The sequence below is a fragment of the Novosphingobium sp. AP12 genome (assembly GCF_000281975.1).
Lineage (GTDB): Bacteria > Pseudomonadota > Alphaproteobacteria > Sphingomonadales > Sphingomonadaceae > Novosphingobium.
This window is the reverse complement of record NZ_AKKE01000127.1, coordinates 43,239-55,797: the sequence shown is the minus strand read 5'-3', so window position 1 is coordinate 55,797 and position 12,559 is coordinate 43,239. Positions and strand designations below refer to the sequence as shown.

The 12,559-nt window shown below is 67.5% G+C and carries 21 protein-coding genes; 14 read left to right on the top strand and 7 right to left on the bottom strand.

All coding sequences use genetic code 11. The features are described from left to right. Positions 1-36: 36 nt before the first annotated feature. The 7 genes from PMI02_RS18550 to PMI02_RS18520 all read right to left on the bottom strand — a co-directional run bounded on the left by PMI02_RS18550 (position 37) and on the right by PMI02_RS18520 (position 3,752). Positions 37-525 carry a DUF1810 domain-containing protein gene (locus PMI02_RS18550; RefSeq protein WP_007685647.1) on the bottom strand — a complete coding sequence of 163 codons (489 nt, stop codon included), beginning with the start codon at positions 523-525 and terminating at the stop codon, positions 37-39. Position 526: 1 nt separating this feature from the next. Continuing rightward, positions 527-745, bottom strand: coding sequence for a DUF2945 domain-containing protein (locus PMI02_RS18545; protein WP_007685646.1), 219 nt, complete (start codon positions 743-745; stop codon positions 527-529). A gap of 4 nt (positions 746-749) precedes the next feature. Beyond that, complete coding sequence (locus PMI02_RS18540) at positions 750-965, bottom strand: hypothetical protein (RefSeq protein WP_007685644.1); 216 nt, start codon at positions 963-965, stop codon at positions 750-752. A 99-nt stretch (positions 966-1,064) separates the two neighbouring features. Next, positions 1,065-1,901: a 2,3,4,5-tetrahydropyridine-2,6-dicarboxylate N-succinyltransferase gene (dapD, locus tag PMI02_RS18535; protein ID WP_007685643.1), complete on the bottom strand. Its 837-nt coding sequence runs from the start codon at positions 1,899-1,901 to the stop codon at positions 1,065-1,067. A 94-nt stretch (positions 1,902-1,995) separates the two neighbouring features. Further along, the gene (gene gmk / locus PMI02_RS18530) at positions 1,996-2,676 is read right to left on the bottom strand and encodes a guanylate kinase (protein ID WP_007685642.1); all 681 of its coding nucleotides are present in this window, start codon (positions 2,674-2,676) and stop codon (positions 1,996-1,998) included. A gap of 95 nt (positions 2,677-2,771) precedes the next feature. After that, positions 2,772-3,206: a hypothetical protein gene (locus tag PMI02_RS18525; protein ID WP_007685640.1), complete on the bottom strand. Its 435-nt coding sequence runs from the start codon at positions 3,204-3,206 to the stop codon at positions 2,772-2,774. Positions 3,207-3,245: 39 nt separating this feature from the next. Further along, on the bottom strand, positions 3,246-3,752 hold the full coding sequence (locus tag PMI02_RS18520) for an SspB family protein (protein ID WP_007685639.1): 507 nt from the start codon (positions 3,750-3,752) through the stop codon (positions 3,246-3,248). A gap of 170 nt (positions 3,753-3,922) precedes the next feature. Between PMI02_RS18520 and hisB the strand changes: the two genes are divergently transcribed. The 14 genes from hisB to tolB all read left to right on the top strand — a co-directional run bounded on the left by hisB (position 3,923) and on the right by tolB (position 12,504). Next, positions 3,923-4,525: an imidazoleglycerol-phosphate dehydratase HisB gene (gene hisB / locus PMI02_RS18515; RefSeq protein ID WP_007685638.1), complete on the top strand. Its 603-nt coding sequence runs from the start codon at positions 3,923-3,925 to the stop codon at positions 4,523-4,525. Beyond that, positions 4,525-4,815: a YciI family protein gene (locus tag PMI02_RS18510; RefSeq protein WP_007685637.1), complete on the top strand. Its 291-nt coding sequence runs from the start codon at positions 4,525-4,527 to the stop codon at positions 4,813-4,815. Before hisB ends, PMI02_RS18510 begins: the two co-directional genes overlap by 1 nt. Next, a complete protein-coding gene (hisH, locus tag PMI02_RS18505) occupies positions 4,812-5,435 on the top strand; it encodes an imidazole glycerol phosphate synthase subunit HisH (RefSeq protein ID WP_007685636.1) in 624 nt (207 codons plus the stop codon). Before PMI02_RS18510 ends, hisH begins: the two co-directional genes overlap by 4 nt. Before the next feature lie 2 nt (positions 5,436-5,437). Further along, positions 5,438-6,169: a 1-(5-phosphoribosyl)-5-[(5-phosphoribosylamino)methylideneamino]imidazole-4-carboxamide isomerase gene (gene hisA, locus PMI02_RS18500; RefSeq protein WP_007685635.1), complete on the top strand. Its 732-nt coding sequence runs from the start codon at positions 5,438-5,440 to the stop codon at positions 6,167-6,169. After that, positions 6,166-6,411 (top strand): hypothetical protein, encoded by a 246-nt coding sequence (locus tag PMI02_RS18495; protein ID WP_007685634.1) that lies wholly within the window; start codon positions 6,166-6,168, stop codon positions 6,409-6,411. Before hisA ends, PMI02_RS18495 begins: the two co-directional genes overlap by 4 nt. Before the next feature lie 5 nt (positions 6,412-6,416). Then, on the top strand, positions 6,417-7,178 hold the full coding sequence (hisF, locus tag PMI02_RS18490) for an imidazole glycerol phosphate synthase subunit HisF (protein ID WP_007685633.1): 762 nt from the start codon (positions 6,417-6,419) through the stop codon (positions 7,176-7,178). A 125-nt stretch (positions 7,179-7,303) separates the two neighbouring features. Further along, a complete protein-coding gene (locus PMI02_RS18485) occupies positions 7,304-7,477 on the top strand; it encodes a PEP-CTERM sorting domain-containing protein (RefSeq protein WP_007685632.1) in 174 nt (57 codons plus the stop codon). Positions 7,478-7,523: 46 nt separating this feature from the next. Next, a complete protein-coding gene (locus PMI02_RS18480) occupies positions 7,524-7,850 on the top strand; it encodes a phosphoribosyl-ATP diphosphatase (RefSeq protein WP_007685631.1) in 327 nt (108 codons plus the stop codon). Between the two features lie 24 nt (positions 7,851-7,874). Beyond that, positions 7,875-8,252: a histidine triad nucleotide-binding protein gene (locus PMI02_RS18475; protein ID WP_007685630.1), complete on the top strand. Its 378-nt coding sequence runs from the start codon at positions 7,875-7,877 to the stop codon at positions 8,250-8,252. Between the two features lie 118 nt (positions 8,253-8,370). Beyond that, positions 8,371-8,877: a YbgC/FadM family acyl-CoA thioesterase gene (locus PMI02_RS18470; protein WP_007685629.1), complete on the top strand. Its 507-nt coding sequence runs from the start codon at positions 8,371-8,373 to the stop codon at positions 8,875-8,877. Further along, a complete protein-coding gene (gene tolQ, locus PMI02_RS18465) occupies positions 8,874-9,581 on the top strand; it encodes a protein TolQ (protein ID WP_007685627.1) in 708 nt (235 codons plus the stop codon). Before PMI02_RS18470 ends, tolQ begins: the two co-directional genes overlap by 4 nt. Continuing rightward, positions 9,581-10,027 (top strand): biopolymer transporter ExbD, encoded by a 447-nt coding sequence (locus PMI02_RS18460; RefSeq protein ID WP_007685625.1) that lies wholly within the window; start codon positions 9,581-9,583, stop codon positions 10,025-10,027. Before tolQ ends, PMI02_RS18460 begins: the two co-directional genes overlap by 1 nt. Positions 10,028-10,051: 24 nt before the next feature. After that, positions 10,052-11,122: a hypothetical protein gene (locus PMI02_RS18455; protein ID WP_007685623.1), complete on the top strand. Its 1,071-nt coding sequence runs from the start codon at positions 10,052-10,054 to the stop codon at positions 11,120-11,122. Further along, on the top strand, positions 11,119-12,504 hold the full coding sequence (gene tolB, locus PMI02_RS18450; RefSeq protein ID WP_007685621.1) for a Tol-Pal system beta propeller repeat protein TolB: 1,386 nt from the start codon (positions 11,119-11,121) through the stop codon (positions 12,502-12,504). Before PMI02_RS18455 ends, tolB begins: the two co-directional genes overlap by 4 nt. Positions 12,505-12,559: the final 55 nt, after the last annotated feature.

Here is a 12,559-nt window from a genome sequence, read left to right as displayed (position 1 = left end):
CGGCAGTCTCGATGGCCGCACGTTATCCAGGCCGTCTCACACAACGCGAAGGCGCGGGAAAAAGTTCCCGGCGCGCCGGGCCCGCGGGTTGGAGGTGGCTGGCATCAGTTGCAGCGTCCGTTCGTCACGGCGCCCCTGACAAAAATTGTCGAGCGCATGACTGAACCGCTCCGCGCCGTTGCCGTTATCCAGCGCGGCGAGTTCGAACAGGGTCATGCAGCTGCAGAACTTGATCGCGTCGATTGTGCCCAGGATCGCGACGGCACTGCGGCTTCCCGCCCATCCGAGCATCAGCTGGGTACACTCCGCGAGGCGCGGGCCTAGCACGGGGTGGGCGAGATAGCTGCGCGCTTCTTCGAGGCTCCTCACGGCATAGGTTCTCGCCAGCGGACTGGTGCCGAGACCCGCCAGTTGTGGGAAGACGAACCACATCCAGTGACTGCGCTTCTCGCCGAGGACGAGTTCGGCCCTGACCTGGGCGTAAACCTCGTCCTGAGCGAGCACGAAACGATCAAGGTCCCCCATGTCAGGCACGCTCCAATTCGGAAGCCCGCTTGAGCACGCGCGATCCATCGTCCTGCTCGATCAAGTAGGCGGGATTCTCGGGGGTGCCGTTGCGGGCGATTCGCTTGCCCTTGATGGTGCGGCTGACGCGCCGCTCGAAGCGCTCGGCGATCTTGCCGATTGCAGAGCCAGCACCCCAGTGCCAGCGCACTTTGGCGCCTGTGCGAAATTCGGTCGCCACCGGCTCAGTTCGCCTTGTCGGCCTGTTCGGCCACTGCCTTCTCGGTGTCGGCATTGCCGCCGGTTTCTGGGGTTGTGAAGGCGCCGGTCAGCCACACGGCAGTCATGGCGACGATGGCCAGAACAAGACTGATCAGCAGGACGTAACGCATGACGCCGCTGGTCTCGCCGCCGCGCGCTTCTTCCGTATCGAGATGGACTTCTTGACCTTGGGTTTCCATGGCGCGCCTCCGATTGCACGGAGCCTAAGATGGCCCCTTTGCATCGAACAACACGCCAGGGCGGGTAGCGTTCCGCCGCCCGCCCCGAGCGTAGACGCTTCAGTCGCGCAGGAGTTCGTTGATGCCGGTCTTCGAGCGTGTCTGCGCGTCGACGGTCTTGACGATGACAGCGCAGTAGAGCGAGGGACCGGGGTTGCCGTCAGGCAGCGGCTTGCCGGGCAGGGCGCCCGGGACGACGACCGAGTACGGCGGAACGCGGCCGATATGCACTTCGCCGGTGGCGCGGTCGACGATCTTGGTCGAAGCGCCGATGAACACGCCCATCGAGAGCACCGCACCTTCACCCACGATCACGCCCTCGGCCACTTCCGAACGCGCGCCGATGAAAGCGCCGTCCTCAATGATGACGGGGCCGGCCTGGAGCGGCTCGAGCACGCCGCCGATGCCGGCGCCGCCCGAGATGTGGACGTTCTTGCCGATCTGGGCGCAGGAGCCGACGGTCGCCCAGGTGTCGACCATGGTGCCTTCGCCGATGTGCGCGCCCAAGTTCACGAAGCTGGGCATCAGCACCACACCCTTGGCGATGTAGGCGCTGCGGCGGACGCAGGCGCCGGGCACGACGCGCACGCCGGCGGCCTTGAAGCGGGCCTCGTCCCAGCCGGCGAACTTGAGCGGCACCTTGTCGAACGCGGGCGCGCCGGCGGCGCCGTAGTCGATCACGGCGTTGTCGGAGAGGCGGAAGCTGAGGAGCACGGCTTTCTTGAGCCACTGGTTGACCTTCCAGCCGCCCTGGCCGTCCGGCTCGGCGACACGGGCCTGACCCGAATCGAGCAGCTCGAGCGCCTCGTCGACGATTTTACGCACGTCGTCGCTGACGGGTGTGACGGTGTCGCGAGCGTCGAAGGCGGCTTCGATCTGGGCTGCGAGGTCGGACATGGGCTTGGTCTCCGAAAGGCTGAAACTGTCGCGGCGCGGCCTAGAGCGAGAAGCTGGCCGGGGCAAGGGTGCGTGGGTCGCCGGACGGGCGCGGTCAGTCGCCCGGTTGCATCAGCTCGCGCACGAAGCCGATCAGCCCGGTCTGGCGGGCGCGGCGCAGACGTTCAGCGGCGAGGATCTTCTTCACCTGCTCGAAGCAGCTTTCGATGTCATCGTTGACCACCACGTAGTCATAACCGTCCCAGTGGCTGATTTCCGAACGCGCGCGCTCCATGCGGCCGTGGATGACCTCGGCGCTGTCGGTGCCGCGACCGGTGAGGCGGCGGCGCAGTTCCTCGATGCTGGGGGGCAGCAGGAACACGCGCACGACGTCGCGTTCGAGCTTCTGGTAGAGCTGCTGGGTGCCCTGCCAGTCGATGTCGAACAGGTAGTCCTGCCCGTCCTTGAGGCCGGCCTTCACCTGCGCCTTGGGGGTCGCATAGCTATGGCCGAAGACGGTCGCCCATTCGAGGAAGTCGCCGTCCTCGGCCATGCGGTCGAACTGCTGCTGGGTGACGAAGTGGTAGTCCTTGCCGTCCACCTCGCCGGGGCGGGGCGGGCGCGTAGTGCAGGATACCGAGTTGCAGATGTGGGGATCGTGTTCCAGCAACATGCGCGAGATCGTCGTCTTGCCTGCGCCCGAGGGCGAGGACATGATGAACATCAGGCCGCGCCGTGACAGCGTGCCGGTGGAAGCCGGGGAAGGGTCGGCCGAGGGCTTTGCGTGCAGGACCATGGCCCCCGATGGCGGCGGATTACGCGCAAATCAAGGCGAAGAGCCGCCGGTTTGGGTAAAATCCGGACGAAACCTCATCACCGAGGCTCCCGGCGCTACTCCTCTGCGCCCTCCACCGCTTGCTCGTGAAGCTCGGCCGCGCCTTCCGCGCGGGCCTGGCGGCCGCGACTGCGGTCGTAGAGGGTCTTGGCGACGAGCGCGCCGCCGACTACGATCGCGCCGGGGATCGAGCCCAGGGCCACGCGGGCGAGGGCGCCGTGTAGCAGGGTCTCGGTCATCGTCCGGCCCTTCAGGATCGACTTGGCCTTGCGCGGCGAATAGCTGGCGCCCAGCACCCCGCGCTCCACCGCGCGCCGCGCCAACGTGGTGCCGGTACGCAGAGCGATGTCAGCGATGATGAGGTTGGTGGCCGGGTTCGGGCTCGGCCCGTGCAGCTCGCCGCCGTTGTCCGCCAGCTTCTTGAGACCGGCAGGCGCGACCTTGACGACGCTCGCCGCCTTCTTAGCCTGTTGCTTGAATCCGGTTGCCATCGCCCTAGCCCTGTCAGCTGCGGGCGAGATGCCGCCCGATCACTTCTTCTTGCCAAAATCCACGGAGACGACGTTGGAGCCGTCCTCGCTAGGCGTAATGCGCGAGGCGACGTCGCGTTCCGATTCGTCGTTGCCGGCGGCGGCGGACAGGTCGTCCTCATCGTCGTCGTCGGCCATGGCCTGGAACTGCAGGCCGAAATCGACGGCGGGGTCCACGAAGGCAGTGATCGCCGAGAAGGGAATGTCGAGCTTGGCCGGCATCTGATTGAAGCTGAGGCTCACGGTGAAGCCCCGCTCGCCGACGCCAAGGTCCCAGAACTTGTTCTGGAGCACGATCGTCATCTCGTCCGGGAACCGGGCGCGCAAGTCAGCGGGAATGCTGACGCCGGGCGCGCCGGTCTTGAAAGTGATGTAGAAGTGGTGGCTGCCCGGAAGGACGCCGCCACCGGCTTCGACCTGGCCGAGCACGCGGCCGACGACGGCGCGCAGGGCCTCCTGCACGATTTCATCGTAGGGGATCATGCTGTCTGGCGGGGTATCGTTCATCGCGCCCTACGTGCTCATGGTTCCTCACGGGGTCAACCCGTTACCAACGTGAAAAATGCCTACTCCCTCCTTTATCCAAGGAAAAGGGCTTAGTACCTTCGCGTAACATTGGGCCGCGATAGACCCCCTGCGCGATTGATTCTGTCCGCCACGGGTCTATAGGCCCAACCATGCGCACAGCCTCGATCATCCGCAAGACGCACGAAACCGACATCGAAGTCGAAGTGAACCTCGACGGCATCGGGGCCTACCAGGTCTCGACCGGGATCGGGTTCCTCGACCACATGATCGAGCAGTTCAGCCGCCATTCGCTGATCGACATCACCTGCCGGATCAAGGGCGACCTCCACGTCGACCAGCACCACACGACCGAGGACAGCGCTATCGCGATCGGCCAGGCCATCACCCAGGCACTGGGCGACAAGGCCGGGATCGGCCGCTACGGCGACGTGAACTCGCCGATGGACGAGGCGCTGAGCCGCGTGTCGCTCGACATCTCGGGCCGCCCCTATCTCGTGTGGAAGGCCGCCTTCACGCAGGAGAAGCTGGGTGAGTTCGACACCGAGATGGTCGAGCACTGGTTCCATTCGATAGCGCAGGCCGTGGGCATCACACTCCACATCGAACTGCTCTACGGCAGCAACAACCACCACATCTGCGAAGGCATCTTCAAGGGCTTCGCTCGCGCCATGCGGCAGGCGGTGGAACTCGATCCGCGCAAGGGCGGGGCAATCCCCTCGACCAAGGGCATTCTGGGACAGGCGACACTCTGATGGCCAGCTTCATTATCTCGCTCACCTACACTGCCCCCATTGAGCAGGTCGATGCGCTGATGAAGGATCACGTAGCGTGGCTCAAAGCGAACCACGAGGACGGCCACTTCTTTGGCTGGGGCCGCAAGGTTCCCCGCGAAGGCGGGATCATCCTGGCCACGGGCGAGAGCCGCGACGCGATTGCCGCGCTCGCCGCGCGTGATCCCTTCGTCGCCGGCGGTGTAGCCGAGGCCGAAGTGATCGAATGGGCACCCAGCTTCCTCGACGACAGCATCGTCGGCCTCCAGTGACGCTGGCGCTGATCGACTACGGGGCGGGCAACCTCCACTCGGTCGCCAACGCGCTGCGCGCCGCGGGCGCCGAGGACGTGGCGATCACCGCAGACGCCGCGGTCGTACGCGCGGCCGACCGCATCGTCCTGCCGGGCGTGGGTTCGTTCAAGGCCTGCGCCGCGGGGCTCTGGGGCATTCCCGGCATGGTCGAGGCGATGACCGAGCGCGTTCAGGTCGGCGCCGCGCCGTTCCTCGGCATCTGCGTGGGCATGCAGCTCCTCGCCACGCGCGGGCTTGAGCACGGCGAGACGCCGGGGCTGGACTGGATCGCCGGACAGGTGGAGCTGATCGAGCGCACCGATCCGATGGTCAAGATTCCGCACATGGGCTGGAACGACGTCGCGCTAGGCCGCCACGACCCGGCAAGCGGGCTGATCGAGGCGGGCGAGGCGTATTTCCTGCACTCCTACCACTTCGCGCCCGACGACGGAGCCACGATCGCGGCGATGACCGACCACGGCGGCGGCCTCGTCGCGGCGGTGGCGAAGGACAACGTCGTCGGTGTGCAGTTCCACCCCGAGAAGAGCCAGGGTTTCGGCCTCGCTCTCCTGACCCGATTCCTCGACTGGAAGCCGTGAGCATGATCGTATTCCCCGCCATCGACCTCAAGCAGGGCCAGGTCGTGCGCCTGGCCGAAGGCGACATGGCGCGCGCTACCGTCTACGGCGACGACCCGGCCGCGCAGGCGACGATGTTCGCCGAGGCCGGCTCGCAGTTCCTCCACGTCGTCGATCTCGACGGTTCGTTCGCAGGGAAGGCGGAGAACCGCGAAGCGGTCGAGGCCATCCTCGAGGCGTTCCCGGGCCACGTGCAGCTGGGCGGCGGCATCCGCACCCGCGAGGCGGTGGCCGGCTGGTTCGACCTCGGCGTTTCGCGCGTGGTCATGGGTTCGGCGGCGCTCAAGGATCCCGAGTTCGTGCGCGACATGGCCAAGGAGTTTCCCGGCGGCATCGTCGTCGCGGTGGACGCGAAGGACGGCATGGTCGCCACCGAAGGCTGGGCCGACGTCTCTGACGTCGCCGTGGTCGATCTGGCCCGCCGCTTCGAGGATGCGGGCGTCGCCAGCCTGCTGTTCACCGACATCGGCCGCGATGGCCTGCTCAAAGGCGTCAACATCGACGCTACGGTCGATCTGGCGCGCCGAGTCGATATCCCGGTGATCGCCAGCGGCGGGGTCAAGGGTCTCGACGATATCCGCCTGCTCGCGCTCCATGCGCGCGACGGGATCGAGGGCGTCATCACCGGCCGCGCGCTCTACGAAGGTCGCCTCGACCTAGCAGCGGCGATTCAGATGGCAGAGCGCGAGGGGTGAATGACAACCGCCTGATCGCGGTGCTCGCGCTCGCCATCTTCGTGCCGGGCGTGCTCTGGGCTGTGCGCGACTACCGCGAGGGCCAGGTCCGCCTGATGCTGTTCAGCCGCCGCCGCTCCACCGTGGCCGTGCGGCGCGAGGACGATCCGCGCCGGTTCCGCCTCTATACCGCCTTCAACTTCGTCCTGTGCGCGGTGGTGGCGGTGTTCGCCGTACTGCTGTTCTTCAAGCCCGTGGAGTGACCTGAATGACCGTGCGTGTCCGCGTCATCCCCTGCCTCGACGTCCGTGACGGGCGCGTGGTCAAGGGCGTCAACTTCGTCGACCTCAAGGACGCCGGCGATCCGGTGGAGCAGGCGCGCGCCTATGACGCCGCCGGGGCGGACGAGCTGTGCTTCCTCGACATTTCCGCCAGCCACGAAGGACGCGGCACCTTGCTGGATGTGGTGCAGCGCACTGCCGAAGTCTGCTTCATGCCGCTCACTGTGGGCGGCGGCGTGCGCACGGCCGAGGACGCGCGGGCGCTGCTGCTGGCCGGCGCGGACAAGGTGGCGGTCAACTCCGCCGCCGTCTCGCGCCCCGAAGTTGTGGCCGACATTGCCGAGAAGTTCGGCTCGCAGTGCATCGTCGCCTCGGTGGATGCGCGCAAGGTTGCGCCGGGCCGGTGGGAAATCTTCACCCACGGCGGCCGTAAGGCGACCGGGATCGACGCGCTCGACCATGCCGTGAAGCTGGCGGGCTTCGGCGCGGGCGAGCTGCTCGTCACCTCGATGGACGGCGACGGCACCCAGAACGGCTACGACCTCGAGCTGACGCGCCTGATCGCGGACGCGGTCTCGGTGCCGGTCATCGCCAGCGGCGGTGTCGGCAATCTCGACCATCTCGTGGCTGGCGTCACGCAGGGCCATGCCAGCGCGGTGCTGGCGGCCTCGATCTTCCATTTCGGCAAGCACTCGATCGGCGAGGCTCATGCTGCGCTGCGGGCGGCGGGTCTCCCGGCACGGGGCTGACTCCGCATCGGCAACCCCTCTTCTGCCAACAGCCCCGTATCGGGACAACCGCGTAACCGGGCTTGCTGCAATGCAAGAACGCAGCGATCTGCCCCCTGTCAGAATCGACCAGCAGGAAACCCCCGGTGAAAATCCTCAGCTACCTGCCAGCGCTCGTCCCGATGTTCGCGGCGTCCAGCCCTGCCCATGCGGCGGGCGGCATCCCTCTGCCTGAGCCAAGCAGCATATTGCTGCTCGGCCTCGGCGTCGCCGGCGTCGCGATCGGCCGCAAGTTCTCGTCCAAGCGCGGCGAGGACTGACAACCGGCGCTTGACCGCGCCCGCGCCGCGCCGCATCTGCGCAAGAATGAGCAGTCCCGATACCCTCGCGCGCCTCGAGGCGACGATCGCCACGCGCCTCGGCGCCGATCCCGATTCGAGCTACGTCGCCCGCCTCAAGGCCAAGGGCACCGGCAAGATCGCCCAGAAGCTGGGCGAGGAGGCGACCGAGACGGTGATCGCCGCGCTGACCGAAAGCCGCGAGGCGCTGGTCGGGGAGGCGGCGGACCTCGTGTTCCATCTCATGGTCCTGCTGGCCGACCGGGACGTCCCGCTCGCCGACGTCATGGCCGAGCTGGACCGCCGCGAAGGCACTTCCGGCATTGCCGAGAAGGCCGCGCGCCCGAAGGACTGACCTGCCGACCAACCGGAGAGACAGATGCCGATCGACCCGAAGCAACCCTACGACGAGAACAACATCTTCGCGAAGATCCTGCGCGGCGAACTGCCGTGCTCGAAGGTCTACGAGGACGAGCACGCGCTGGCCTTCAACGATATCCGCCCGCAGGCGCCCGTCCACGTCCTCGTAATCCCCAAGGGCGCCTACGTCTCGTGGGACGACTTCACCGCCAAGGCCGAGGACTCCGAGATCGCCGGCTTCATGCGCGCGGTCGGTAATGTCACGCGTCAGCTGGAGCTGGACGGGCCGGGCTACCGCCTGATGGTCAACATGGGCACTAATGGCCACCAGGAAGTGCCGCACCTACATGTCCACATCTTCGGCGGGCGGCAGTTCTTCCAGATGATCGGGGAGTAAGGGCGGGCCGGGGATTTTCCATCCACGGAAAATTTACCCTTCAATTCAGCCTGCGAGCGTGCTTCTCCACGGCATCGGGGTTGAAGTCGGCGGTCGCCCCGTTACACAACCGCGCGGAATGACGGACAACCCTGCTTCCCCGGCATCGGCCGCGCTCACCCCACAGCCGGGCGTGATCGACGGCAAGGTCCACCGCTATCCGCTACGCGTGTTCTACGAGGACACCGATGCGGGCGGGGTGGTCTACCACGCGAACTATCTGCGCTGGTTCGAGCGGGCACGCTCGGACCTGCTCGACGTGCTCGGCATCGACCAGCGCGCCGCGCTGGAGGCGGGCACCGGCCTCTACACCGTGGCCGAGGCGAACCTGCGCTACCTGGCGCCTGCGCGGCTGGGCGACGCGGTGGTGATCGAGACCTGGGCCGAGACCGTCGGCCGCGTCTCCGCCACGCTGCGCCAGACCGCCAGATGCGGCGCGGCGCGGCTCTGCGAGGCCACGGTAAAGGTCGGGTTCATCAGTCCTGAAGGACGACCACGCCGACAACCCGAGGCATGGCAAGCCGCTTTCGCCTCGCTAGAACCGATCAAAAACCCCGGCCCTGCCGGACGGGAAGGACAAGAATGACGCTCGACCTGCTCGCCTCCACCGTACACTTCGCCGGGGATTCCGGCGGCCTCAACCCGGTCAAGCTGTTCCTCGATGCAGACATCGTCGTGCAGGCGATCATGGTCGGGCTGCTGCTGGCTAGCGTCTGGGTATGGACGATCATCGTCACCTTCACGGTGCGGATGGGCGCGGTTTCGCGCCGCTGCAACGAGTATGAGGAAGGCTTCTGGGAGGCCCAGAACTTCGAGACCTACCAGAAGGAACGCAAGCGCGGCGATGTGCCGATGGGCAAGGTCGCGGGTGCGGGTCTGGGCGAGTTCCGGCGCAACGCCACCGGCAAGGTCGATCCTGAAGGCGCGCGCCAGCGCATCGCCCTCATCATGAACTCGTCCGTGGGCGAGGAGGCGGACAAGCTCTCCGACCGGCTGAACTTCCTGGCGACAGTGGGCTCGGTCGCGCCGTTCGTAGGTCTGTTCGGCACCGTGTGGGGTATCATGAAGAGCTTCTTCGACATCGGCGCGCAGCAGAACTCCTCGCTCGCCGTCGTCGCGCCGGGCATTTCGGAGGCGCTGTTCGCTACCGCCATCGGCCTTTTCGCGGCGATCCCAGCGGTCATCGCCTACAACCGCTTCTCGCATAAGGTAAACGGCTTCGAGGCACGCCTCCAGCGCTTCGCCGACCACCTTCACGCCGCCTTGACCCGCCAGCTGGAGCAGCGCTGATGGCGATGGGCATGTCCGGCGGCGGTGGCGGCAGGAGAGGGCGGCGCCGTTCGCGCGGGCCGATGGCGGAGATCAACGTCACGCCGCTGGTCGACGTGATGCTGGTGCTGCTCATCATCTTCATGGTCACTGCCCCGTTGCTGAAGGCGGCGGTGCCGATCGAACTGCCCGAAACCCGGGCCAAGGCGATGAGCGAGGAGCAGGGCCAGATCGTCATCACCCTCAGCCGCGACGGAGCGGTGTATTACGAGGCCGACGAACTGGCGCCGGGCGAACTGCCCGACCGCCTAGCCGCCACTCCTGCAGGGCCGGACGGCAAGCCGCCGCTCGTCACCCTGCGCGCCGACAAGGCGCTGGACTACGGCCGCGTGATGGAAGTCATGGGCGAGCTGAACCGCGCCGGCTTCACCTCGATCTCGCTGGTGACCGATGTCAGCGGTGGTTAAGGTGCGGGGCCTAGGGTCGACCTGATGGCATCCACGGGACTGCGAAAAGACGAGGGCGTCGGCCTTGTCGTGGCGATCGCGCTGCACGCGGCCGTGCTCTGGGCGATCCTGTATCTTAAGGTCGGCGACGAGGACACGGTCAAGCCGCCGCAGCGCATCGAGGTGACGATCAGCGAGGAGGTCGGCATGACCTCGACCTCTCCGGACCCGAGTGCCCAGGCGGCGCCCGACAAGAGCCCGGAGATCGGCGAGCCTGCTCCCGAAGCCGCGCCCGTGCAGCCGGTGGAGCCCGCGCCGGCGCCGCAGCCGGAACCCCGGCCCGTACCGGAGCCAGAACCGGCGCCCGCGCCTCCCAAGCCCGCCCCCAAGCCTGCGCCCAAGCCAGTGCCGCCCAAGCCTGCGCCTAAGCCCGTTCCAAAGGCGCCCCCCAAGCCAGCCCCGAAGCCTCAGCCGAAGCCCACTCCAAAACCGGCGCCCAAGCCGGCGCCGAAGCCTGCCGCCAAGCCGGCACCCAAGCCGGCGCCGAAGCCTGCCGCCAAGCCGGCACCTAAGGCTCCTGCCAAACCCGCGGCTGCACCGTCGCGGCAGTCGAGCCCGATCGACCGCATCGTCAAGACACCGCCGAAGAAGGCGCCTCCGGGCAATACCGCCGGCACCAGCAAGACCGCGGCGTCGCCGCCCAAGAAGGCGGGCAGCAGCGCGTTCGACGACGCCTTCAAGCAGGGCACGCCGGGCGCCAAGGCTCCGGCCGGGACGGGCGCTCCCGCTGCTGAGATCGGCGCGGCGGCCCGCTCGGCGCTCGGCGCGGCGATCAGTCGGCAGCTCAAGCCGCACTGGCAGGCACCGCAGGGCGCCGACGTCGAGCAGCTGGTGACCAAGGTGCGCTTCCGCCTCGCGCGTGACGGCAGCCTTGCCGGGGAGCCGCAGGTGGTGAGCACCACCGGCCAGACCCCCGCCAACCAGGCGCAGGTCGCGCGACACCAGGAACAGGCCATCCGCGCGGTGAAACTTGCCGCGCCGTTCAAACTGCCCGATGACCTCTACGAGGGCTGGAAGGTCGTGACGACCAACTTTGACAGAAGGCTATCGCAATGAAGATAACCCGTATCCTCGCTCTGGGATTGATGCTTTCGGGCGCGATGGTCGCCTCGGGCGCCGCGCTGGCCCAGGTGGTGCCGGCCACGCCCCCCGCCCCTGCCGAAGACGGCGGCCTCGAAGTCACCGTGTCGGACGAAAGCGAGTGGCAGGACCTCGGCATCGCGATCACCTCGTTCGCCACCGACGCCGACGTGCCCACCCGCACCAACGCGGGCACGACCGGCGCGCTCGGCCGAGCGCTGTCGCAGGTGGTCGCGGGCGACCTCAAGAACAACGGGTTGTTCAAGCCGTCCGGCCCGGACGGCTTGCCTCAGCCCGCCTATGCGCAGGTCCAGGCGCCCGACTACGGCACCTGGGCCTCGCGTAGCGCCGACATGCTGGTGCAGGGCTACGTGCGTGCCGGTGCCGACGGCAACCTGACGGTCGGCTGCTACCTCTACGACGTCGCCCTCAAGCAGCAGCTCGTGAAGGGCGGCTGGCAGGTGCCCGCGTCCGACTGGCGCCGCGCCGCGCACAAATGCGCCGACATGGTCTATTCGCGTCTGTCGGGTGAAAGCCCGTTCTTCGATTCCAAGATCGCCTACATCGCCGAGACCGGACCCAAGGATCACCGCATGAAGCGGCTGGCGATCATGGATTCGGACGGGGCCAACCACCGCTACCTGACCAGCGGACAGGCCATGGCGCTCACCCCGCGCTATTCGCCCGACTATTCCAAGATCCTCTACCTGTCCTACCTCAACGGCCAGCCGAGCATCTATTCCTACGACCTCGCCACCGACCGGCAGACGCTGGTCGCGCGCACCGGCGCACCTACGCTGGCACCGCGCTGGTCGCCCGACGGCAAGTGGGTGCTCTATTCGATGGCCAAGAGCGGCACGACCGACATCTACCGCATCTCCTCGGCCGGCGGCGGCACGCCGCAGAAGCTGACCAACGGACCGGGCATCAACATCGGCGGGTCCTATTCGCCCGATGGCAGCCAGATAGTGTTCGAGAGCGACCGTTCGGGCAGCCAGCAGATCTACGTAATGGGTGCGGACGGCTCGAACCAGCGCCGCATCAGCTTCTTCGGCGGGCGCGCCGCAACGCCTGAGTGGAGCCCGCGCGGCGATCAGATCGCCTTCACCCACATCGCCGGAAACCTGCGGGTCGCGGTCATGAGCCCGAGCGGCGGCGGCATGCGCCACCTCACCGACAACTGGCAGGACGAGGCGCCGACTTGGTCGCCGAACGGACGCATCGTCCAGTTCTTCCGCACCGCAAAGACCTCAGGCACCGCCTCGATCTGGCAGGTCGACCTGACCGGGCGCAACGAGCGCAAGCTGCCCACTCCGGTGGGTGCATCCGACCCCGCCTGGGGCCCCGTGCGCCCCTGATCAGCACAATCCTGAACGACGGGCGGCGATTCGTTGGCGGTCGTTCAGGTTGGCT

Coding starts and splice junctions, on each gene's coding strand:
- PMI02_RS18550 (WP_007685647.1), bottom strand. CDS start 525: ATGGGGGACCTTGATCGTTTCGTGCTCGCTCAGGACGAGGTTTACGCC.
- hisB (WP_007685638.1), top strand. CDS start 3,923: ATGCGCACAGCCTCGATCATCCGCAAGACGCACGAAACCGACATCGAA.
- PMI02_RS18540 (WP_007685644.1), bottom strand. CDS start 965: ATGGAAACCCAAGGTCAAGAAGTCCATCTCGATACGGAAGAAGCGCGC.
- PMI02_RS18520 (WP_007685639.1), bottom strand. CDS start 3,752: ATGAACGATACCCCGCCAGACAGCATGATCCCCTACGATGAAATCGTG.
- PMI02_RS18510 (WP_007685637.1), top strand. CDS start 4,525: ATGGCCAGCTTCATTATCTCGCTCACCTACACTGCCCCCATTGAGCAG.
- tolB (WP_007685621.1), top strand. CDS start 11,119: ATGAAGATAACCCGTATCCTCGCTCTGGGATTGATGCTTTCGGGCGCG.
- PMI02_RS18460 (WP_007685625.1), top strand. CDS start 9,581: ATGGCGATGGGCATGTCCGGCGGCGGTGGCGGCAGGAGAGGGCGGCGC.
- PMI02_RS18470 (WP_007685629.1), top strand. CDS start 8,371: ATGACGGACAACCCTGCTTCCCCGGCATCGGCCGCGCTCACCCCACAG.
- dapD (WP_007685643.1), bottom strand. CDS start 1,901: ATGTCCGACCTCGCAGCCCAGATCGAAGCCGCCTTCGACGCTCGCGAC.
- gmk (WP_007685642.1), bottom strand. CDS start 2,676: ATGGTCCTGCACGCAAAGCCCTCGGCCGACCCTTCCCCGGCTTCCACC.
- tolQ (WP_007685627.1), top strand. CDS start 8,874: ATGACGCTCGACCTGCTCGCCTCCACCGTACACTTCGCCGGGGATTCC.
- PMI02_RS18480 (WP_007685631.1), top strand. CDS start 7,524: ATGAGCAGTCCCGATACCCTCGCGCGCCTCGAGGCGACGATCGCCACG.
- PMI02_RS18455 (WP_007685623.1), top strand. CDS start 10,052: ATGGCATCCACGGGACTGCGAAAAGACGAGGGCGTCGGCCTTGTCGTG.
- PMI02_RS18525 (WP_007685640.1), bottom strand. CDS start 3,206: ATGGCAACCGGATTCAAGCAACAGGCTAAGAAGGCGGCGAGCGTCGTC.
- hisA (WP_007685635.1), top strand. CDS start 5,438: ATGATCGTATTCCCCGCCATCGACCTCAAGCAGGGCCAGGTCGTGCGC.
- hisF (WP_007685633.1), top strand. CDS start 6,417: ATGACCGTGCGTGTCCGCGTCATCCCCTGCCTCGACGTCCGTGACGGG.
- PMI02_RS18475 (WP_007685630.1), top strand. CDS start 7,875: ATGCCGATCGACCCGAAGCAACCCTACGACGAGAACAACATCTTCGCG.